This window comes from Bacillus nitratireducens, assembly GCF_036320425.1.
Lineage (GTDB): Bacteria > Bacillota > Bacilli > Bacillales > Bacillaceae_G > Bacillus_A > Bacillus_A nitratireducens.
On the sequence record NZ_JAUMJO010000005.1, the window covers coordinates 174,379 to 194,027 of the forward strand.

Genomic DNA, 19,649 nt, shown 5'->3' on the forward strand with positions numbered 1-19,649 from the left:
ATTTAATAGTTTAGAAAGAAATAACTCTGTCCACACTGTTTCTAGAGGGGACGGTGGAGGAAATGAAAAAACAAGTTATTGCTTATCTTCTTCTATTATTAATTGGTGCACAGTTACTTGTGCAGTTTGGATATATGAAAGCTGATGCGAAAGGGCCTTCTGTTATTCCGAAAGAGGCCGTTCGATTACGAATTTTAGCAAATAGTGATTCAGATAAAGATCAGGCGTTAAAGCGTAAAGTACGCGATGAAGTAAAAGCGCAAATTGATGGATGGGTAGCTGATTTAACGTCATTTGAAGAAGCTCGAAAAGTAATTCAAAATCATATTCCTGAAATTGAAAAGACAGTGGCGAATACGCTGAAAAGGGAAGGAAGTAAAGAGACTTTTCAAGTGAAATTCGGTAAAAATGTGAAGTTTCCTACAAAGGTATATGGGAATTTTATTTATCCAGCAGGAGAATATGAAGCGGTACTTATTACAATTGGAAAAGGTGAAGGTGCAAACTGGTGGTGTGTACTATTTCCACCGATGTGTTTCTTAGATTTTTCGAGTGGTACAGCTGTAAGGAAAGAAGAACATGTTGTGAAAGCTGAATCTCCTGAAGAAGAGCAGGTGAAACAATCAGATGAGGAAGTAATGGATGTACCGGAGAAGAAAGAGGATAAGGTGGAAGAAAAGAAAGTAGTAAAGCCGGAAAAAGCTGAAAAAGTAACAGCACCTGAAAAGAAAGTAGTGAAAAATGAAACGCAAGTAGAAGAACAGTCTGTAAAAAAAGTAGAAACAAAACCTGTGGAAAAAGTGGAGAAATCTGTGGAGCAAAAACAAGAAAAGCAAAATGAGTATGTAAAAGTAGAAGAGGAAGAAGGAAAACCAGAGGTTAAATTATTTATCGTCGAAGCTTTTACATCTTTATTCTCTAAATAGTACTATTAGTAAATCCCTCCTCATATATAAAAATGAGGAGGGATTTACTATGAAGAACGTGTATTTTGCTACGAAAGCAGATGTAGAAAGATTGCATTCTTTTTTCGGACAAGCTAATAAAAAAGATGATAAAATAAATGAGTTGTACGCACAATTTATGGTTTTGGAAGAGGCGGGAGAAATACGAGCTGTAATTGGATATGAACAAAGTGAAGAAGATGCACTTATTCGTTCTTGTTTATTCACACCTAATGTGGATAAGCAGACTTTCTTATATTTTTTTGAAATGTTTTTGCAGTATATGAAAGAAAAAAATATTCGACAATTGTACTTACTCACAAATCATCCACAATCTGCGACAATCTTTCAATTTTTTGACTTTGTCATTATAGAGAAAGAGAAAGTTCCAGAGGGAATTCGACAGTTAGAACACTTTTGTAAAAATATAAAAGAGCCAAATGCAATAATACTAAATTGTCAGCTATTCACAAAGTTATCCACGGATTAACAAGGTTTATCCACATTTTGTGGATAAACCTTGTTTGTCTTTTGGATAAATCTCATAGTAAACTAAAAATAGACAAGTATTTCATGGTAGAAAAGGACGTGGGAAAAAATGCATACAAATATGTGGGTTGTGGATAATGTTGTGGAAAGAAAAAAATATTATCCACAATTAAAAGAAGCAGCGAGATTATTAAGAGAAAATGAAGCGGTGGCCTTCCCGACAGAAACGGTATATGGGTTAGGAGCAAACGCAATGGACGATGAAGCGATAGCGAAAATTTTTGCAGCGAAAGGGAGACCGAGTGATAATCCACTGATTGTCCACATAGGAACAAAATCTCAGTTAGATGGTATTGTAAGAGAAATTCCACCGGTTGCAGAAAAGTTAATGGAGCATTTTTGGCCAGGGCCATTAACAATCATTTTACCGAGGAAAGAAGGGATTTCAGAGAGGGTTACGGCGGGACTTAATACAGTCGGAGTAAGGATGCCAGATCATCCAGTAGCGCTCGCTCTTATTGAAGAAGCAAACGTGCCTGTTGCAGCACCGAGTGCGAATCGTTCTGGACGCCCAAGTCCAACATTAGCTTCGCATGTGTATGAAGATTTAAACGGGAAAATTGCTGGTATCGTTGATGGCGGGGCGACAGGAGTAGGTGTTGAATCAACTGTAATTGATTGTACGAGCGAAGTTCCGACGATTTTACGTCCTGGTGGGATTACGAAGGAACAATTGGAAGCAGTAATAGGAAATGTTTCTTTAGATCCAGCTTTAAAGGATGAGAAAGAAAAACCGAAATCGCCTGGAATGAAATATACACATTATGCACCGAAAGCACCACTTAGTATTGTTGAAGGATCCCGTGAGTTTATTCAGCGTATTGTGGATGAGAAAAAGAAAGAAGGATTTAAAGTAGGTGTATTAACGACCGAAGAGTATCAACATGTATATAGTGCTGATGTTGTATTATCTTGTGGTATGCGAAATGATTTAGCTAGCGTTGCGACTAAATTATATGATGTGCTTAGAACGTTTGATGCAAGTGAAGTAGATGTTATCTTTAGTGAATCATTCCCGAATGAAGGAATAGGGAATGCAATTATGAATCGTTTAACAAAAGCAGCGGGACATCATATTATCACTGAATGATAATGTACCTTTAGCAAACAGAATATTTCTCCTCGGATAAGCATATTGTGAAGTAGCACGTCCGAGGGGGGACATGAATGACGCTTGAACAGCTAATACCTTTAATAATTATGGCATTCGCCCTAGGGATGGATGCATTTTCAGTGAGCCTCGGTATGGGGATGGTAACATTAAAGTTAAGACAAATCCTTTATATTGGTATGACGATAGGGATATTTCATATTATTATGCCGTTTATCGGAATGGTACTAGGACGTTTTTTATCAGAGAGGTATGGGGATGTCGCGAATTTTGCGGGAGCTATTTTATTAATTGGATTAGGGTTCTATATTGTATATTCGTCTATTTTAGAAGGTGAAGAGACTAGAACTGCTCCAATTGGAATCAGTTTATTTGTATTTGCATTTGGTGTCAGTATAGATAGTTTTTCAGTAGGTCTTAGCCTTGGGATTTACGGAGCTGAGACAATTATTACGATATTACTGTTCGGACTAATAAGTATGTTACTGGCGTGGATGGGTTTATTGCTCGGTAGGCATGCCAAAAATATGCTTGGTACATACGGTGAAATAGTAGGTGGTATTATTCTTGTTGGGTTTGGATTATATCTCCTTTTCCCTATATAATTTTTATGAGGGTGAAAAATGTGAATAGGCTACTGAAATGGTATAGCGTATTTATAACCTTTTTCCAAGATGGTTACGTAGGTTCATCATTTTGCAAATTGCAGTTCTAGATGGGGTTAAGTTGATTCGTGAATGGTAAGGAAATTCTTTTCTGTATACTTGAACACAATACGCTGCAAATATAGAAAGGGTGGTACAAATGACGAGATTAAAGCAAGTTTTTGGTATTATTATTAGTTTTTTTGTTTTTTGGTTTAGTATGCTCGGTGTACAAATGTTTGCCGAGTTTTTAGATATTGAGTCATTAAAATTTGTTGCAGGAAAATCGGAGACGGCGCGTACGTTTTATTCACCGTATCCATTTTTAATTGTTTTCCTTATTACATTGCTTTCCTTATATTTCTTTGTAATAAAGCTTGGTAAATCTAAAAAAGAGAAATTACCTGCATTAGAGGAGAAGAAGGAAGAATTACAGTGAAAAAATCCCCCGCTTTTAGCGGGGGATTTTATGTTTGAGTGATGAAGCTGAGCGAGCCGCTTGCGCTTTTAAAGTGGCCTTACTAATTCAAATTGTTCTCCTAGTTTTGCGTAGTTGTGTCCTGCTAGACGGCTTACTGGTTTTAGTCCTTCTGCGTGAATGCGACCGTTTTCGTATAAGTGTTCTGCGACGTGGAAGCGAACGACGCGGCCAATTAGTAGGTCGCAAGCGGGTGCGTCTTCAGTTCCGCCGAGCGGGATAGCACGTTCTAATACACATTCCATTCGAATGTTTGCTTCTTTCACCCCTGGTACTGAAATGACATCACTGGCGATTGGGGTTAGTTTTGCTAGTTCAATTTCACTCTCATTTGGCGGGAGGTTAGCTGCTGTTTCGTTAATTGCTGCTACATATGATTCGTCAGAAATATGTACGACAAATTCGCCCTTTTCAATTGCATTTCGGGAAGTGTCCTTTGGTTTTCCTTCTTTTCGTTGTACAGAAACCGAGATAAGTGGTGGATTGGCTGCGACGATATTGAAGTAGCTATATGGTGCGCCGTTTAATACGCCATCTTTCGTTATAGAAGTGACAAAAGCGACGGGACGAGGAATAATACTTCCTGTTAATAATTTATAGTTTTCTTTTTCTGTCTGTTCATTTGGATTAATTGATAACATAATTGCAATCCCCTTTCTTAATATGACGACTTATTGTTTGTTTACAAGATACTAGTGGGAAACTCCTGCTGAAAAAATATTTTTTTGACGTTTTTTGTATTGCTACGTAAAAAAGGCCTACTTCAAATTTTACTGAAGTAAGCCTTTTTTGAATAGGTATCTCAAATTCGAGATAAATGATTAAAGTAAAACGTAAGCGCCAGGGCCAATTAAAGCTACACCAACAGCAACAGCAATTAACATTAAATTGTACTCAAATCCGTTTTGTGTGATCCAGTAACCATTTTTTCCGTGAACAGTGAAGATTGCCATTAACATTGTTCCAACGATAAATAATGAACCAATTGTAATGAAAATACCTGATGCAAATAAGAAACCACCTAATAATTCAGTTGCGCCAGCCATAAATGCCATGAATACACCAGGGCGTAACCCGATTGATTCCATCCAGCCACCTGTTCCTTTTAAGCCATAACCGCCGAACCAACCGAATAATTTTTGAGCACCATGACCCATGAATGTAATACCTATAATAAGGCGAATAATAAGAAGACCGATATCCATCATTTAAAAAAACCTCCTAAAAGTTATTAACTTATCTTATGTAAGTAATGATAAAATAGTTACTTACTTTAGTCAAGTGTATTTCAACAAAAATTTGAAAGAAATTTTACAAATTAACAACAAAAAACAAAATGTAGTAAAGACCTCTAGACAAGTAATTGAAAAAAGGAGAAAATATAAGTAGAAGTTAACTTCTTATTGTTATTCAGACAATCAGAATTGACTGGAATTTTGTGAGGCGCTACAATAAGAGTCTAGTAGTAATGGCATAATTTATTTCGAAAGCGTTTTTACAGTATAACATTCGAAGTATGAAGTCTTACGTGTATTTCGATCTTGAATAGAGATTGCCCTATAAACTTTTAGGTAAATTATAAGGAGGACTATCCTATGTTTAAAAAATTATTCGGTTTTGGTTCAAAAACAAATGAAGAAACAATCGTAGCTCCATTAACTGGAGCAGTGAAAAATATTGAAGAAGTACCAGATCCAGTATTCGCTGGTCGTATGATGGGTGACGGTGTTGCAATCGATCCTACTGAAGGTGTAGTTGTATCTCCAGTTGATGGTGAAATCGTACAATTATTCCACACGAAACATGCTATTGGAATTAAAGCGAAAAACGGTACAGAAATTTTAATCCACGTCGGATTAGAAACTGTAAAAATGGAAGGTGAAGGTTTCGAAGCTCACGTTTCTGAAGGACAAGCTGTAAAAGCTGGAGATAAATTAATCTCATTCGACTTAGAATTAATTCGTGAAAAAGCGAAAAGCACAATTACTCCAATCGTTATTACAAACACAGATGCAGCTGAGTCTATTAAGACAACTGTAGGTGTAACAGCTACAAAAGGTTCAACAGAAGTAATGAAAGTTACAATGAAATAATTATTGTATGAAAGGAATCTGTTTCGTATGAAATGGATTCCTTATTTTGTTTTGTAGTGTGTTCATCATGTATGGTAAAATACTTTGGGCACTTGGAAATAGGGTTTCACATATATGTGGATAAGGCGCATTTTTCTTAGAAAAAATATAAGAGAAATGCGCCTTTCGTATATTCACATTTCTTTTTTTCTATTCTAATGTACGCTATGATAAAGTGAAACTTTAATCAGTCGAGGGGGCTGTTCATCCCCCGCTGATTATTAGCCTTCACCAATCGGGGATAAATGGTAGGAAACAGAAAAAAAGGGGTGGGTTTAGATGAAACGAGTGTTATTTGTTTGCACTGGAAATACATGCCGTAGTCCGATGGCTGAGGCTTTACTTCGTCATTACGGAGAAGGTAAATTTGAAGTGCAATCTGCTGGTGTTTTCGCCTATCCTGGAAGTGATGCGTCGGTACATGCAAAGGAAGCTTTAGCTGAAAAAGGAATTGCAATCGATCATGCCGCGCAGCAGGTAAATGAAACTTTGGTTGATTGGGCGGATATTGTAGTAACAATGACGGAGAACCATAAGCAAATTGTACTTGGGCATTATCCGAGTGTTGAAAAGAAATTGGATACATTACATGGATTAACTGAGGGTATAAGTAAGGATATTTCAGATCCATTTGGCGGATCGCTTTCTATTTATAAAGAAACGCTAGAAGAGATGGAAAAACTTGTACAAACTTTCCTGAAAAAACATTCAGAAGGTTGATGTTTCGTGTATAATACGATATTGGAGATCACTTCATCCCATTAAGGAAGCGAGTGTGAAATGAAGATAATTGATTGAAACTTTGGAGGGGTAAAAATGAAAGTAGTAGTAGCATCTGATCACGGCGGTATGAATATCCGTAAAGAACTTGTAAGTTTATTAGAAGAATTAAATATTGAATATATTGATTTAGGTTGTGAATGTGAAGCTGGTTCTGTTGATTACCCTGATTTTGCGTTTCCAGCAGCAGAAATGGTCGCAAATGGGGAAGTAGATCGTGGTATTTTAGTTTGCGGGACAGGCATTGGTATGTCAATCGCGGCAAACAAAGTAAACGGTATTCGTTGTGCGTTAGTTCATGATACTTTCAGTGCGAAAGCAACGAGAGAGCATAATGACACTAACATGCTAGCGATGGGCGAGCGTGTAATTGGGGCTGGTCTAGCGCGTGATATCGCAAAAATTTGGTTAACAACTGACTATGAAGGTGGCCGTCACGAAAACCGCGTAGGGAAAATTAAAACGTACGAAACAAAGTAATAGATTCTAACTATAAGTAGTATGAAATATAATTTGGTGAACCAACCTGTGAAAGGAAGAGGCGTAATGACAGAAATCGTAAAGGTAAGAGAACAGCTACAAATTTCGCTTTCTGATTTCCAAGAACAAGCAGCGCTGCAAAGTGGCCAAATTTTTGTAGTGGGGTGTAGCACGAGCGAAGTGCTAGGTGAAAGAATTGGAACGTCAGGAACGATGGAAGTGGCAGAGGCGATTTTTTCTGAATTAAAGCAATTTCAAGAGCGAACAGGTATTGAATTGGCGTTTCAATGTTGCGAGCATTTAAATCGTGCTTTAGTAGTTGAGAGAGATGTAGCGATGAAATATCAATTTGAAATTGTAACAGTTACGCCTGTTAGATCAGCAGGTGGTGCATTAGCGACGTATGCGTATCACAATTTTAAAGATCCGGTAGTAATTGAGTTTATTAAAGCAGATGCAGGAATGGATATCGGCGATACATTTATCGGTATGCATTTAAAACATGTAGCTGTTCCGGTTCGCACAAGTGTGAAGGAAATAGGAAGTGCGCATGTAACGATGGCGAAAACACGCGGAAAACTAATAGGTGGAGCACGTGCTGTTTATGCGGCAAATGAAGAAGTTATTCCTTGCCGTTAAACGTGAAAAATTATAAAGTCGCATAATAGCTTTATATCGAAAGATAAAAGGTATGTAGTCTGACCTTATAATAGAAGAAAGAAAAGACCGATTTCGGTCTTTTTTTTTCTTTTATGATATAGAAAGTCATGTTAGAATGTAGTTGAAAACATGAAGGTTCGAAAGAATTACAACCTGAATTTTCGTTTTTTCTGAATAAATGAGAAAAAACTATTGGGAATCGATGTAATTCGTTCAGAAAAGGGGGATTTTGGTGGATCATTTAAAACGTCAAGATGAAAAGGTATTTGCTGCAATTGAGGCAGAACTAGGAAGACAGCGTTCAAAGATTGAGTTAATTGCTTCGGAAAACTTCGTAAGTGAAGCGGTAATGGAAGCGCAAGGTTCTGTTTTAACGAATAAGTATGCTGAAGGATATCCTGGAAAACGTTACTATGGTGGCTGTGAGCACGTAGACGTAGTTGAAGATATCGCACGTGATCGCGCGAAAGAAATTTTTGGTGCAGAGCATGTAAATGTTCAACCACATTCTGGTGCACAAGCGAACATGGCAGTATACTTCACAATTTTAGAGCAAGGCGATACAGTACTTGGTATGAATTTATCTCATGGTGGTCACTTAACACACGGAAGCCCTGTTAACTTCAGTGGAGTACAATATAATTTCGTAGAATATGGCGTGGATGCTGAATCTCACCGTATTAATTACGATGATGTATTAGCAAAAGCGAAAGAACATAAACCAAAATTAATCGTTGCAGGTGCAAGTGCATATCCTCGTGTTATCGATTTCAAACGATTCCGTGAGATTGCAGATGAAGTGGGTGCATACTTTATGGTTGATATGGCACATATCGCTGGTTTAGTAGCTGCTGGCTTACATCCAAACCCAGTACCGCATGCACATTTCGTTACAACGACAACACATAAAACATTACGTGGTCCACGTGGTGGTATGATTTTATGTGAAGAGCAATTTGCAAAACAAATTGATAAATCAATCTTCCCTGGTATCCAAGGTGGTCCACTTATGCACGTAATTGCTGCAAAAGCTGTTGCATTTGGTGAGACACTACAAGATGAGTTTAAAACATATGCACAAAATATCATTAATAATGCGAACCGCTTAGCTGAAGGTCTTCAAAAAGAAGGACTTACACTTGTTTCTGGCGGAACAGACAATCATTTAATCTTGATTGATGTTCGTAACTTAGAAATTACAGGTAAAGTAGCAGAGCACGTATTAGATGAAGTTGGTATTACAGTGAACAAAAATACAATTCCATTTGAAACAGCAAGCCCATTTGTAACAAGCGGCGTACGTATCGGTACGGCAGCTGTAACATCTCGTGGTTTCGGCTTAGAAGAAATGGATGAAATTGCATCACTTATTGCTTATACATTAAAAAATCATGAGAATGAATCTGCATTAGAAGAAGCAAGTAAGCGTGTAGAAGCGTTAACGAGCAAATTCCCAATGTATACAAATCTATAATAGATTGAAAAAGACTGCTAAAACGTAATTGTTTTAGTAGTCTTTTTTTTGGACATATATTGTTTTTAAAGTATGTATACAAATGATGAATAAATTTTGGCGATATAATGAAGGATACACCTCCCATAATTGGTAAAGATACTAGATAGATTCATCACAAAATCATGATTTTGCCAAATTTGCCCTTGAATATTAGTAGCGTTTTCTTTACAATCGTAAATAGTGTAAAAAAGCGTGTAAACGCATGAATATCATCTAAAGGAGAGATTCACATGGGAAAACTGTATGTATTTGATCACCCGTTAATTCAACATAAGATTACATATATTCGCGATAAGAATACAGGTACGAAAGATTTTCGTGAATTAGTGGACGAAGTAGCAAGCTTAATGGCTTTCGAAATTACTCGCGACCTTCCACTTAAAGACATTGAAATTGAAACGCCTGTAAGCAAAGCGACAACAAAAGTGATCGCTGGTAAAAAACTTGGTTTAATTCCGATTTTACGTGCAGGTTTAGGAATGGTTGATGGAATTCTGAAATTAATTCCAGCAGCAAAAGTAGGACACGTTGGTTTATACCGTGACCCTGAAACATTGCAACCGGTAGAATACTATGTGAAACTTCCAACGGATGTAGAAGAGCGTGACTTTATCGTACTAGATCCAATGCTAGCAACAGGTGGTTCTGCAGCTGAAGCAATTAATTCTCTGAAAAAGCGCGGTGCAAAGCAAATTAAATTAATGTGTATCGTAGCTGCTCCAGAAGGAGTAAAAGTAGTACAAGAAGAGCATCCTGATGTTGATATTTATGTAGCAGCATTAGATGAGAAGCTAAATGACCATGGTTATGTAGTTCCAGGTCTTGGTGATGCTGGTGACCGTTTATTCGGAACGAAGTAAGACAACAGACGAGAGGGGAGTCCCCTCTCGTCTTTTTTTCGCCCTGAGCGTGCGGGGGAGGGGGAGATAAATATACAGGGTGTATACAACATATGTTGTATACACATCACATATAATATAGAAGTCTTACGTCTTGGGAACACTATATTATGGAAGGAAAGCGCTATATCTTAAAAATATAATAGTGACAAACTTGTGAACATTTTCTTCTATTATAAAGAGAAAACTGTTAGAAATTGCATATCTCTAACCAGTATTTAGAAGGGGAACGTTTTCATTTTTGGGAGGAAATGACTAATACTCAAATTTTTTGATTTTTTACGATTTCTCGTTGACACTGTTAATACCCTATTGTATGCTAACAACGGGGATAGATGGTAGGGCTTTCAGTGACAAAAATACATCTATTCCGTGACGAAAATGTAAACTTTTTATTTTGTATAGAATTTATGCAGAAAAATGAGTTATTATTAACACATCGTGAATGAGGGTTACATATTGGAGGGATGAATCCTTGCAAAAAAACGATCGCAGCCATATAAAAGCATATGCTTTAATGTCAGGAATTCTTGCTCAGTTAGTCGGTTCTATTCTTATTGGAATCTTTGGTGGGCAATGGATTGATAATAAGGTTGGAACGTTTCCATTGTTTCTTATTATAGGGTTATTACTCGGTTTAGGAACAGGGATATACGCAATGATTCGACTCATTCGACATTACTATTCGGGAGAGCAATGATGATAGACGTACATGGACTTGTCCAAAGACAAAAGAAATATATGTACTACTTGCTTGCGCTTCTAGTGCTAGGATGGGGATTTACCCCTTACAAGGATGTATTTCTTGGGCTGATTATCGGAACGATTTTCAGTTTTCTTAGTTTGCGCATCATTGCACGTAGAACAGACAAGCTATTAGATCGTGTAACAAATGGAGAAAACGTGAAGTTTAAGGCGACAGCGGTAAGTACATATTCAAGATTTGCCACGATTGGGTTATTAATTTTATTTGCAGCCAAATATCAAGAGTTAATTGCGATGTGGGGCCTAGGTGTAGGATTGCTGACAGGATACCTTGTCATGATCATAGATTTTCTTTATTTAGAGTATAAGAGCAGGGAAGAGAGGTGAATTACTAGTGGAACACGGTAAATTAGTTGAATTTCTAGGTTTAACGTTCGATTTGTCATCAGTTATGATGGTTACTGTAGCAGCAGTTATTGTTTTCTTAATCGCAGTTATAGGAACTCGCGGCTTAGCTCTTCGCCCAACAGGAATGCAAAATTTCATGGAATGGGTGTTTGACTTCGTGAAAGGGATTATCAATAGTACGATGGACTGGAAAACAGGTGGACGTTTCTTAACGCTTGGCGTTACGCTTATCATGTTTATCATCGTATCGAACTTCCTTGGTTTACCATTCATGTATTCAACAGTTGAGGCTGGCGAACATATTGCATGGTGGAGATCACCAACGTCTGATCCAGCAGTTACATTAACATTAGCCGTGATGGTAGTTACCCTCACCCATTATTATGGAATTAAGATGAAGGGTACGAAAGAATACGTTAAAGGTTATTTCCAACCAATGAAATTCTTATTCCCATTAAAGGTTATTGAGGAGTTTGCTAACACATTAACGTTAGGTCTTCGTTTATTCGGTAACATTTATGCAGGTGAGATCTTATTAGGATTACTTGCTAAGTTAGGCGGGGCATCATTCCTTGGAGCATTAGGTGCGCTTGTACCAATGTTAGCATGGATGGGATTCAGCGTATTCGTTGGATCAATCCAGTCATTTATTTTCGTTATGTTAACGATGGTTTATATGGCTCATAAAGTAAGTCATGACCATTAATATAATTTAAGTAAGAAAAAATTTATTTTTTTATAATACAAAGGAGGACAAATTAAATGAGTTTAGGTGTAATCGCAGCTGCAATTGCAATTGGTTTATCAGCATTAGGTGCAGGTATTGGTAACGGTCTTATCGTATCACGTACAATCGAAGGTGTTGCTCGTCAACCAGAATTAAAAGGCGCACTTCAAACAATTATGTTCATCGGGGTTGCTTTAGTTGAGGCACTTCCAATCATCGGTGTAGTTATTGCTTTCATCGTAATGAACAAATAAGGGAGACTCCCCTTACATAGATGGCGAAGAGTGTTTTTCCGAACTTTCTTCGCCATTGCTTTATGAATGAAACGTATGTCTTTTTTTTTCATATGATCAATTTAGATATTTTGAAGGGAGTGAATCCTTGTGCCAACTTTATTATTAGGGGCTGCCATTCCATTTGGAACGATTGCTTATACATTGTTCATTTTCTTACTTCTATTAGTAATGCTACGCAAATTTGCGTGGGGTCCTTTAATGGGAATTATGAAAGAACGTGAAGAGCATGTTACTAATGAAATCGACGCTGCAGAAAGAAGTAACGCTGAAGCGAAGAAGTTAGTAGAAGAACAACGTGAAATGTTAAAACAATCGCGTGTTGAAGCACAAGAGTTAATCGAAAGAGCGAAGAAACAAGCTGTAGATCAAAAAGATGTTATTGTTGCTGCTGCGAAAGAAGAAGCGGAATCAATTAAAGCATCTGCTGTACAAGAAATTCAACGCGAAAAAGAGCAAGCGATTGCTGCTTTACAAGAACAAGTCGCTTCTTTATCTGTTCAAATTGCTTCTAAAGTAATTGAAAAAGAGTTAAAAGAAGAAGATCAAGTGAAGTTAATTCGCGATTATATTAAAGAAGTAGGAGAAGTGCGATGAGCAATGGGATTGTAGCAAAACGTTATGCTGTCGCTCTTTTTAAAATTGCAAAAGAAAAACACGTATTAGAAATGTTTGAAGAGGAATTACGCCTTGTACAAAACGTTTATGTAAAGAACGGAGAACTACATAGCTTTTTAACGCAACCGAACATTTCAAAAGAGCAGAAGAAAACGTTTCTTGCAAACGTATTCGGATCTGTTTCTGAGTCTATTTTAAATACGTTATATATTTTAATTGATAACAAGCGCATTGATATCTTACCTGAAATTGCAGATGAATATGTTGTTCTTGCTAATGAAGAACGTAACGTAGCGGATGCAACTGTATATTCTATTCGTCTTCTATCTGAAGAAGAGAAGCTTAACGTTGCAGAAGCATTTGCAAAGAGAACAGGAAAAGATGCAATTCGCGTGAAAAATGTTGTAGATGAAGATTTACTAGGCGGAATTAAAGTACGTATTGGAAATCGCATTTATGACGGAAGTTTACAAGGAAAATTAGCACGTATTCAACGTGAATTAATGAAGAATAGATAGGGGTGAAGCACATGAGCATCAGAGCTGAAGAAATTAGCGCACTGATAAAGCAACAAATCGAGAACTATCAGTCTGAAATCGAAGTTAGTGATGTTGGTACAGTTATCCAAGTCGGTGACGGTATCGCGCGTGCTCATGGTCTTGATAACGTTATGGCTGGTGAACTTGTAGAGTTCTCTAACGGCGTTATGGGGCTAGCACAAAACTTAGAAGAAAACAACGTAGGTATCATTATCTTAGGACCTTACACAGAAATCCGTGAAGGTGACGAAGTTCGTCGTACTGGTCGCATCATGCAAGTACCAGTAGGAAAAGAACTAATCGGTCGTGTTGTAAACCCATTAGGTCAACCAGTTGATGGTTTAGGCCCAATCAATACAACAAACACTCGTCCAATCGAAAGTCCAGCACCAGGTGTAATGGATCGTAAATCTGTTCATGAGCCACTTCAAACAGGTATTAAAGCGATCGATGCTCTTGTACCAATTGGCCGTGGTCAACGTGAGTTAATCATTGGTGACCGCCAAACAGGTAAAACAGCAGTTGCACTTGATACAATCATTAACCAAAAAGATGAAGATATGATTTGTATCTATGTAGCTATCGGACAAAAAGAATCAACTGTACGTAACGTAGTAGAAACACTACGTAAGCACGGTGCATTAGATTACACAATCGTTGTAACTGCATCAGCTTCTCAACCAGCTCCATTATTATACTTAGCTGCTTATGCTGGTGTAACAATGGGTGAAGAGTTCATGTACAATGGTAAACACGTATTAGTAGTATATGATGACTTATCAAAACAAGCAGCGGCTTACCGTGAGCTTTCATTACTATTACGTCGTCCTCCAGGTCGTGAAGCATATCCAGGGGATGTATTCTACCTACATTCTCGCTTATTAGAGCGTGCAGCAAAATTAAGTGATGCAAGAGGCGGCGGTTCTTTAACTGCACTACCTTTCATCGAAACACAAGCAGGGGACGTATCAGCTTACATCCCAACAAACGTAATCTCGATTACGGATGGACAAATCTTCTTACAATCTGACCTATTCTTCTCTGGCGTACGTCCAGCGATCGATGCGGGTACTTCTGTGTCTCGTGTAGGTGGATCTGCTCAGATTAAAGCGATGAGTAAAGTATCAGGTACACTTCGTCTTGACCTTGCATCTTACCGTGAGTTAGAAGCGTTCGCTCAGTTCGGTTCTGACCTTGATAAAGCAACACAAGCGAAACTAAACCGTGGTGCTCGTACAGTTGAGGTATTAAAACAAGGATTACACAAACCGTTACGTGTAGAGAAACAAGTTATCATTCTTTACGCTTTAACACGTGGATTCCTAGATGATATCCCAGTAGTAGATATCACTCGTTTCGAAGAAGAATTCCATGCTTGGTTAGATTCAAATGCAACTGACTTATTAGAAGAAATCCGCACAACTAAGAAACTTGCGGATGACGACAAATTCGCAGCAGCAATTAATGGATTTAAAAAAGTATTCGTAGCTTCTGAATAATAATAAAAAGTGAAGCCGACTGTGGCTTAGCTAGATCATATAAAGGCATCTCAGCTTTTGAGATTGCTGACGGTTATGTAAAGGAAAAGAGTAGGTGCACCTATTCTTTTCCTTCAATCATGAGCAAGAATATCTTGCAACCTAGATTAGGAAGAGGATTCTTACTAATCGTGCCAACTTCCGGAAAAAAGGTGGTGAAAACCTGTGGCATCTTTACGCGATATAAAAGCGAAGATTACCTCGACAAAGAAAACGAGTCAAATTACGAAAGCGATGGAGATGGTATCTGCATCTAAGTTAAACCGTGCAGAGCAAAATGCTAAATCTTTCGTTCCGTATATGGAAAAGATTCAAGAAGTAGTAGCGAGCATTGCGCAAGGAAGTAAAGGAATTAATCATCCAATGCTAAATGCGCGTCCTGTAAAGCGTACAGGATACATCGTTATTACATCTGATCGCGGACTAGCAGGTGGTTATAACAGTAACGTATTACGTACAGTAAGTAACGTAATTCGTGAACGTCATAATATGGATTCAAACCAATATTCAATTATTGTACTTGGACGACTAGGACGTGATTATTTAAAACGTCGCGGCTTTAACATCATTGATGAAGTAGTTGGATTATCTGACCACCCATCATTTACTGATATTAAAGATCTTGCTTCTCGAGCAATTGCGATGTTCGCAGATGGTGCTTATGATGAGCTGTATATTTACTACAACCATTACGTAAGTAAAATTTCACAAGAAGTAACGGAAAATAAAATTTTACCGCTTACTGATGTGGCGTCTGACAAACCGACGACAGCTTATGAATTCGAACCTTCTGAAGAAGAAATTTTAAAAGTATTATTGCCACAATACGCAGAAAGCTTAGTGTACGGTGCATTACTAGACGGTAAAGCAAGTGAGCACGCAGCGCGTATGACAGCAATGAAGAGTGCTACAGACAACGCAATGGAAGTTATCGATTCACTTACACTTTCATTCAACCGTGCGCGTCAGGCAGCGATTACGCAAGAAATTACGGAAATCGTTGGTGGAGCAGCAGCGTTAGAATAGTAATAAAAAGCGTAGGCGGCTCTTTTAGGAGAGTCGCGTAAGCTATAAACTAATAAAAATTAAAAGCCGACTTCTCTTAGAAAGCTGGCTAATTAAAAGAAAGCTAGGAGGGAACCCGATGAATAAAGGGCGCGTTACGCAAATCATGGGTCCGGTTGTAGACGTTAAGTTTGATGGCGGAAAGCTACCAGAAATCTACAACGCCCTTACGGTAAAACAAAGCAACGAAAACGGAGCAGGCATTAACTTAACATTTGAAGTTGCACTTCATTTAGGTGATGACACAGTTCGTACAGTTGCAATGTCTTCCACAGATGGACTTGTTCGTGGCACAGAAGTAGAAGATACTGGTAAAGCAATCTCTGTACCAGTTGGTGATGCAACACTTGGTCGTGTATTCAACGTATTAGGTGATGCAATTGACTTAGATGGTGATGTTCCTGCGGATGTACGTCGTGATCCAATTCACCGTCAAGCACCTGCATTCGAAGAACTATCTACTAAAGTAGAAATTCTTGAAACTGGTATTAAAGTAGTAGACTTACTTGCTCCTTACATTAAGGGTGGTAAGATCGGTCTATTCGGTGGTGCCGGTGTAGGTAAAACAGTATTAATTCAGGAATTAATTAACAACATTGCACAAGAACACGGTGGTATCTCTGTATTCGCTGGTGTAGGTGAGCGTACTCGTGAGGGTAACGACTTATACCATGAAATGAGCGATTCTGGCGTAATTAAGAAAACTGCGATGGTATTCGGACAAATGAACGAGCCACCTGGAGCACGTCAACGTGTTGCATTAACAGGTTTAACAATGGCTGAACATTTCCGTGATGAGCAAGGACAAGACGTACTATTGTTCATCGATAACATCTTCCGTTTCACGCAAGCAGGTTCTGAAGTATCTGCCCTTCTTGGTCGTATGCCATCTGCGGTAGGTTACCAACCAACACTTGCAACAGAAATGGGTCAATTACAAGAGCGTATTACATCTACAAATAAAGGATCTATCACGTCTATCCAAGCGGTATATGTACCAGCCGATGACTATACGGATCCAGCACCAGCTACAACGTTCGCTCACTTAGATGCAACAACAAACTTAGAGCGTCGTTTAACACAAATGGGTATTTACCCAGCCGTAGATCCATTAGCATCTACATCTCGTGCACTTTCTCCAGAAATCGTAGGAGAAGAGCATTATGAAGTAGCTCGTCAAGTACAGCAAACTTTACAGCGTTATAAAGAGCTTCAAGATATCATCGCTATCTTAGGTATGGATGAGTTATCTGAAGAAGATAAGTTAGTTGTACATCGTGCTCGTCGTATTCAATTCTTCTTATCTCAAAACTTCCACGTAGCTGAGCAGTTTACAGGTCAAAAAGGTTCTTACGTACCTGTAAAAAATACAGTTAGTGGTTTCAAAGAAATTCTAGAAGGAAAATATGATGACCTTCCAGAAGATGCATTCCGTCTTGTAGGTGGCATTGAAGAAGTTATTGAAAATGCGAAGAAAATGATGGCGTAAGGCCTTAGGAGGGACGAAGTATGAAGACATTTCCAGTCAGTATTGTAACTCCTGATGGACCGGTTTACGAAAAAGAAGTAGAAATGGTAAGTGTAAAAGCAGAGAGTGGGGAAATGGGGATCTTACCAGGTCACATTCCAACTGTTGCACCATTAAAAATTAGTGCAGTTCGTCTGAAACATGGTGGACACACTGATTATGTAGCAGTAAGCGGTGGCTTTATCGAAGTTCGTCCAGATAAAGTAACTGTATTATCATCATCTGCTGAAGAAGCAAACCATATCGATATCCATCGTGCAAATGAGTCGAAGCGTCGCGCTGAGCAACGTATGCAAGATAAACAAGCTCATGTTGACTTTAGACGTGCAGAAATGGCACTACAACGTGCTGTGAACCGTTTAAACGTTTCTGATATGAAGTAAAAAAACCGTAAAGGCTTCGCCTTTACGGTTTTTTTTTATAAATGATGGTTCATGAATAATTTTACAAAAATGGTATAATTACATTGGTGTTTGTATAAGTAGAGAATGTACAACAATTTATATTTCATAAAGGAGATGAATCAATGATCGGTGAAATGAAACGAGAAGCATTGTACTCTTTAAAGGGAAATTGGGGACTAGGTGTTGGATCAACGATTTTATATTTTATTTTAAGTTATGTTGTTGCAATGGCTGCAATGCTTATACTTTTAATTCCAGGAATTATTATATTTTTCTTATTTGCTGGTTTAACAGGCTCACTTGAAGAGGAAACAATATCAATCGGGGCAGGTATTACATTTGGGATTTTTTATTGTATAATGATCATTTTGAGTAATGCATCTTACGGTATTACATCGTACGGTTATACGAATGTGTTGCTGCAAATTAGTAAACGAGACGGTGCAAAAGTAGATCACTTATTCGAAGGATTTCGTGGTTTTAAAAGAATGATGAAAACAATGTGGGCAATGCTTGCGATTTTGTTATATACAGGTACATGGATTCCGATGTTGTTACTAGGTTTATTTGCGTTTTTTGGTGAAGAAGGGAATACGTCGTTTGCAATTGCTTTCTTCGTATTATTAGCTATTTCAATTGTCGGCATGATTGTGATGTATTTTTCTTATGCGATGACGTATTATGTGATGATTGAAAATCCAGATTATAGCGTTTCACAGGCGATGAAAGAAAGTAAGAACCTTATGAAGGGGCATAAACTAGATTTATTTCTTTTATGGCTTAGCTTCATAGGATGGGCTACCTTAGCGATTTTTACTCTTGGAATAGGATTTCTTTGGCTTAGTCCATATGTAGGTACAACGACAGCGCATTTTTATCGCTATATTGCAAAAGGTGAATTGCAGTAGGAATATGCTATACTAATAGAATTGTTACGTATAGGAGGCTAGGTATGATTAGTGATTTAAAAGGAGAAGCGCTGGACTCACTAGAAGGAAAATGGGGATTAGCTGTCGGGGCAACACTACTTATTTCAATTCTTATTTCAGCTTTTAGTTTTAGTATTGATTTCGTTTTCTCTCAGGTTTGGGATTGGAAAGAAGTAAATAGCTCACTTACAGTAGACGTTATTACAATATTGGTGGTAGGTCCATTAACGATAGGTGGTTATTATTTAGCGCTACATTTAATTCGTGAAAAAGAAGCGCGTATTGGGCATATATTCAGATGGTTTACAGAAGGAAGTAAGTTTATAAAGTCATTTTTATTATATATAGTAGTAAACATTTATATTTTCTTATGGTGCTTACTATTTATTATTCCAGGTATTATTAAATCATTTTCTTATGCGATGACGTACTTTATAATAAATGATCATCCGGAGTATTCCATAAATCAAGCTATTACAGAAAGCCGTCGTATGATGGATGGACATAAAATGGAGTATTTCATTTTATGTTTAAGTTTTATTGGTTGGTTTATATTGAGTTGTATTACATTAGGGATTGGATTTTTATGGTTAATTCCATATTTTTATACTACGTCAGCAGCTTTTTACGAAGAGATTGCAGAAGAATATTACGAGAAAAAAATTCCGACACTATAAAGTGAAACTTTAATCAGTGGGGAGG

At 37.8% G+C, this 19,649-nt stretch carries 26 protein-coding genes; 24 read left to right on the top strand and 2 right to left on the bottom strand.

The window, feature by feature from the left end; translation table 11 throughout:
• Positions 1-53 precede the first annotated feature (53 nt).
• The 5 genes from spoIIR (at position 54) to Q3V31_RS19750 (ending at position 3,687) form a co-directional block, all read left to right on the top strand.
• Entirely contained in the window at positions 54-926 is an 873-nt protein-coding gene (spoIIR, locus tag Q3V31_RS19730; RefSeq protein WP_329766479.1) for a stage II sporulation protein R, read from the top strand.
• Between the two features lie 49 nt (positions 927-975).
• Positions 976-1,434 carry a GNAT family N-acetyltransferase gene (locus Q3V31_RS19735; protein ID WP_000800343.1) on the top strand — a complete coding sequence of 153 codons (459 nt, stop codon included), beginning with the start codon at positions 976-978 and terminating at the stop codon, positions 1,432-1,434.
• A 108-nt stretch (positions 1,435-1,542) separates the two neighbouring features.
• Positions 1,543-2,583 carry an L-threonylcarbamoyladenylate synthase gene (locus Q3V31_RS19740; protein ID WP_000557332.1) on the top strand — a complete coding sequence of 347 codons (1,041 nt, stop codon included), beginning with the start codon at positions 1,543-1,545 and terminating at the stop codon, positions 2,581-2,583.
• 77 nt (positions 2,584-2,660) lie between these two features.
• Positions 2,661-3,209, top strand: coding sequence for a manganese efflux pump MntP (locus tag Q3V31_RS19745; protein ID WP_000171553.1), 549 nt, complete (start codon positions 2,661-2,663; stop codon positions 3,207-3,209).
• 199 nt (positions 3,210-3,408) lie between these two features.
• Positions 3,409-3,687: a DUF3935 domain-containing protein gene (locus tag Q3V31_RS19750; protein WP_090813711.1), complete on the top strand. Its 279-nt coding sequence runs from the start codon at positions 3,409-3,411 to the stop codon at positions 3,685-3,687.
• Between the two features lie 68 nt (positions 3,688-3,755).
• Here the strand turns inward: Q3V31_RS19750 and Q3V31_RS19755 are convergent, their stop codons facing one another.
• Together Q3V31_RS19755 and Q3V31_RS19760 are read right to left on the bottom strand one after the other, a co-directional pair.
• Entirely contained in the window at positions 3,756-4,367 is a 612-nt protein-coding gene (locus Q3V31_RS19755) for a flavin reductase family protein (protein ID WP_090813712.1), read from the bottom strand.
• Positions 4,368-4,547: 180 nt separating this feature from the next.
• Positions 4,548-4,934 (bottom strand): DoxX family protein, encoded by a 387-nt coding sequence (locus Q3V31_RS19760; protein WP_044738154.1) that lies wholly within the window; start codon positions 4,932-4,934, stop codon positions 4,548-4,550.
• A 387-nt stretch (positions 4,935-5,321) separates the two neighbouring features.
• Here Q3V31_RS19760 and Q3V31_RS19765 point away from each other — a divergent pair, with 387 nt between their 5' ends.
• The 19 genes from Q3V31_RS19765 (at position 5,322) to Q3V31_RS19855 (ending at position 19,624) form a co-directional block, all read left to right on the top strand.
• Positions 5,322-5,819, top strand: a complete 498-nt coding sequence (locus Q3V31_RS19765) for a PTS sugar transporter subunit IIA (protein WP_002016294.1) — start codon at positions 5,322-5,324, stop codon at positions 5,817-5,819.
• 318 nt (positions 5,820-6,137) lie between these two features.
• Positions 6,138-6,578, top strand: a complete 441-nt coding sequence (locus Q3V31_RS19770; RefSeq protein WP_090813713.1) for a low molecular weight protein arginine phosphatase — start codon at positions 6,138-6,140, stop codon at positions 6,576-6,578.
• A gap of 96 nt (positions 6,579-6,674) precedes the next feature.
• On the top strand, positions 6,675-7,118 hold the full coding sequence (gene rpiB / locus Q3V31_RS19775) for a ribose 5-phosphate isomerase B (protein WP_000869917.1): 444 nt from the start codon (positions 6,675-6,677) through the stop codon (positions 7,116-7,118).
• Positions 7,119-7,184: 66 nt separating this feature from the next.
• Positions 7,185-7,757: a TIGR01440 family protein gene (locus tag Q3V31_RS19780; RefSeq protein WP_090813714.1), complete on the top strand. Its 573-nt coding sequence runs from the start codon at positions 7,185-7,187 to the stop codon at positions 7,755-7,757.
• A 253-nt stretch (positions 7,758-8,010) separates the two neighbouring features.
• Complete coding sequence (glyA, locus tag Q3V31_RS19785; protein WP_000349797.1) at positions 8,011-9,252, top strand: serine hydroxymethyltransferase; 1,242 nt, start codon at positions 8,011-8,013, stop codon at positions 9,250-9,252.
• 272 nt (positions 9,253-9,524) lie between these two features.
• Positions 9,525-10,154, top strand: coding sequence for a uracil phosphoribosyltransferase (gene upp / locus Q3V31_RS19790; RefSeq protein WP_000517536.1), 630 nt, complete (start codon positions 9,525-9,527; stop codon positions 10,152-10,154).
• Positions 10,155-10,528: 374 nt separating this feature from the next.
• Positions 10,529-10,642 (top strand): DUF4024 domain-containing protein, encoded by a 114-nt coding sequence (locus tag Q3V31_RS19795; protein WP_033712414.1) that lies wholly within the window; start codon positions 10,529-10,531, stop codon positions 10,640-10,642.
• 26 nt (positions 10,643-10,668) lie between these two features.
• Positions 10,669-10,893 carry an AtpZ/AtpI family protein gene (locus Q3V31_RS19800; protein WP_001171218.1) on the top strand — a complete coding sequence of 75 codons (225 nt, stop codon included), beginning with the start codon at positions 10,669-10,671 and terminating at the stop codon, positions 10,891-10,893.
• Positions 10,893-11,285 carry an ATP synthase subunit I gene (locus tag Q3V31_RS19805; RefSeq protein ID WP_090813715.1) on the top strand — a complete coding sequence of 131 codons (393 nt, stop codon included), beginning with the start codon at positions 10,893-10,895 and terminating at the stop codon, positions 11,283-11,285. The genes Q3V31_RS19800 and Q3V31_RS19805 overlap by 1 nt, the downstream gene beginning before the upstream one ends.
• 7 nt (positions 11,286-11,292) lie before the next feature.
• Positions 11,293-12,012: a F0F1 ATP synthase subunit A gene (gene atpB / locus Q3V31_RS19810; protein ID WP_000399868.1), complete on the top strand. Its 720-nt coding sequence runs from the start codon at positions 11,293-11,295 to the stop codon at positions 12,010-12,012.
• Positions 12,013-12,068: 56 nt separating this feature from the next.
• Positions 12,069-12,287: a F0F1 ATP synthase subunit C gene (gene atpE, locus Q3V31_RS19815; RefSeq protein WP_000052064.1), complete on the top strand. Its 219-nt coding sequence runs from the start codon at positions 12,069-12,071 to the stop codon at positions 12,285-12,287.
• 129 nt (positions 12,288-12,416) lie between these two features.
• Complete coding sequence (gene atpF / locus Q3V31_RS19820) at positions 12,417-12,923, top strand: F0F1 ATP synthase subunit B (RefSeq protein ID WP_090813716.1); 507 nt, start codon at positions 12,417-12,419, stop codon at positions 12,921-12,923.
• Entirely contained in the window at positions 12,920-13,462 is a 543-nt protein-coding gene (gene atpH, locus Q3V31_RS19825; RefSeq protein WP_090813717.1) for a F0F1 ATP synthase subunit delta, read from the top strand. Before atpF ends, atpH begins: the two co-directional genes overlap by 4 nt.
• An 11-nt stretch (positions 13,463-13,473) precedes the next feature.
• On the top strand, positions 13,474-14,982 hold the full coding sequence (atpA, locus tag Q3V31_RS19830; RefSeq protein WP_000027511.1) for a F0F1 ATP synthase subunit alpha: 1,509 nt from the start codon (positions 13,474-13,476) through the stop codon (positions 14,980-14,982).
• A gap of 204 nt (positions 14,983-15,186) precedes the next feature.
• Complete coding sequence (gene atpG / locus Q3V31_RS19835; RefSeq protein ID WP_000157703.1) at positions 15,187-16,047, top strand: F0F1 ATP synthase subunit gamma; 861 nt, start codon at positions 15,187-15,189, stop codon at positions 16,045-16,047.
• 118 nt (positions 16,048-16,165) lie between these two features.
• Positions 16,166-17,575: a F0F1 ATP synthase subunit beta gene (gene atpD, locus Q3V31_RS19840; RefSeq protein ID WP_016130966.1), complete on the top strand. Its 1,410-nt coding sequence runs from the start codon at positions 16,166-16,168 to the stop codon at positions 17,573-17,575.
• A gap of 20 nt (positions 17,576-17,595) precedes the next feature.
• On the top strand, positions 17,596-17,997 hold the full coding sequence (gene atpC, locus Q3V31_RS19845) for a F0F1 ATP synthase subunit epsilon (protein WP_000847207.1): 402 nt from the start codon (positions 17,596-17,598) through the stop codon (positions 17,995-17,997).
• Positions 17,998-18,140: 143 nt separating this feature from the next.
• Complete coding sequence (locus Q3V31_RS19850) at positions 18,141-18,926, top strand: DUF975 family protein (protein WP_090813718.1); 786 nt, start codon at positions 18,141-18,143, stop codon at positions 18,924-18,926.
• Between the two features lie 44 nt (positions 18,927-18,970).
• Positions 18,971-19,624 (top strand): DUF975 family protein, encoded by a 654-nt coding sequence (locus Q3V31_RS19855; protein ID WP_090813719.1) that lies wholly within the window; start codon positions 18,971-18,973, stop codon positions 19,622-19,624.
• Positions 19,625-19,649: the final 25 nt, after the last annotated feature.

Bases quoted from the DNA above. Each gene is read 5' to 3' on its own strand.
- Q3V31_RS19740 (WP_000557332.1), top strand. From the start codon at position 1,543: ATGCATACAAATATGTGGGTTGTGGATAATGTTGTGGAAAGAAAAAAA.
- atpD (WP_016130966.1), top strand. From the start codon at position 16,166: ATGAATAAAGGGCGCGTTACGCAAATCATGGGTCCGGTTGTAGACGTT.
- atpA (WP_000027511.1), top strand. From the start codon at position 13,474: ATGAGCATCAGAGCTGAAGAAATTAGCGCACTGATAAAGCAACAAATC.
- atpH (WP_090813717.1), top strand. From the start codon at position 12,920: ATGAGCAATGGGATTGTAGCAAAACGTTATGCTGTCGCTCTTTTTAAA.
- atpE (WP_000052064.1), top strand. From the start codon at position 12,069: ATGAGTTTAGGTGTAATCGCAGCTGCAATTGCAATTGGTTTATCAGCA.
- atpC (WP_000847207.1), top strand. From the start codon at position 17,596: ATGAAGACATTTCCAGTCAGTATTGTAACTCCTGATGGACCGGTTTAC.
- Q3V31_RS19855 (WP_090813719.1), top strand. From the start codon at position 18,971: ATGATTAGTGATTTAAAAGGAGAAGCGCTGGACTCACTAGAAGGAAAA.
- Q3V31_RS19850 (WP_090813718.1), top strand. From the start codon at position 18,141: ATGATCGGTGAAATGAAACGAGAAGCATTGTACTCTTTAAAGGGAAAT.
- Q3V31_RS19750 (WP_090813711.1), top strand. From the start codon at position 3,409: ATGACGAGATTAAAGCAAGTTTTTGGTATTATTATTAGTTTTTTTGTT.
- Q3V31_RS19770 (WP_090813713.1), top strand. From the start codon at position 6,138: ATGAAACGAGTGTTATTTGTTTGCACTGGAAATACATGCCGTAGTCCG.
- rpiB (WP_000869917.1), top strand. From the start codon at position 6,675: ATGAAAGTAGTAGTAGCATCTGATCACGGCGGTATGAATATCCGTAAA.
- Q3V31_RS19745 (WP_000171553.1), top strand. From the start codon at position 2,661: ATGACGCTTGAACAGCTAATACCTTTAATAATTATGGCATTCGCCCTA.
- Q3V31_RS19755 (WP_090813712.1), bottom strand. From the start codon at position 4,367: ATGTTATCAATTAATCCAAATGAACAGACAGAAAAAGAAAACTATAAA.
- Q3V31_RS19735 (WP_000800343.1), top strand. From the start codon at position 976: ATGAAGAACGTGTATTTTGCTACGAAAGCAGATGTAGAAAGATTGCAT.
- Q3V31_RS19795 (WP_033712414.1), top strand. From the start codon at position 10,529: ATGGTAGGGCTTTCAGTGACAAAAATACATCTATTCCGTGACGAAAAT.
- Q3V31_RS19805 (WP_090813715.1), top strand. From the start codon at position 10,893: ATGATAGACGTACATGGACTTGTCCAAAGACAAAAGAAATATATGTAC.
- Q3V31_RS19765 (WP_002016294.1), top strand. From the start codon at position 5,322: ATGTTTAAAAAATTATTCGGTTTTGGTTCAAAAACAAATGAAGAAACA.
- upp (WP_000517536.1), top strand. From the start codon at position 9,525: ATGGGAAAACTGTATGTATTTGATCACCCGTTAATTCAACATAAGATT.
- Q3V31_RS19760 (WP_044738154.1), bottom strand. From the start codon at position 4,934: ATGATGGATATCGGTCTTCTTATTATTCGCCTTATTATAGGTATTACA.
- Q3V31_RS19780 (WP_090813714.1), top strand. From the start codon at position 7,185: ATGACAGAAATCGTAAAGGTAAGAGAACAGCTACAAATTTCGCTTTCT.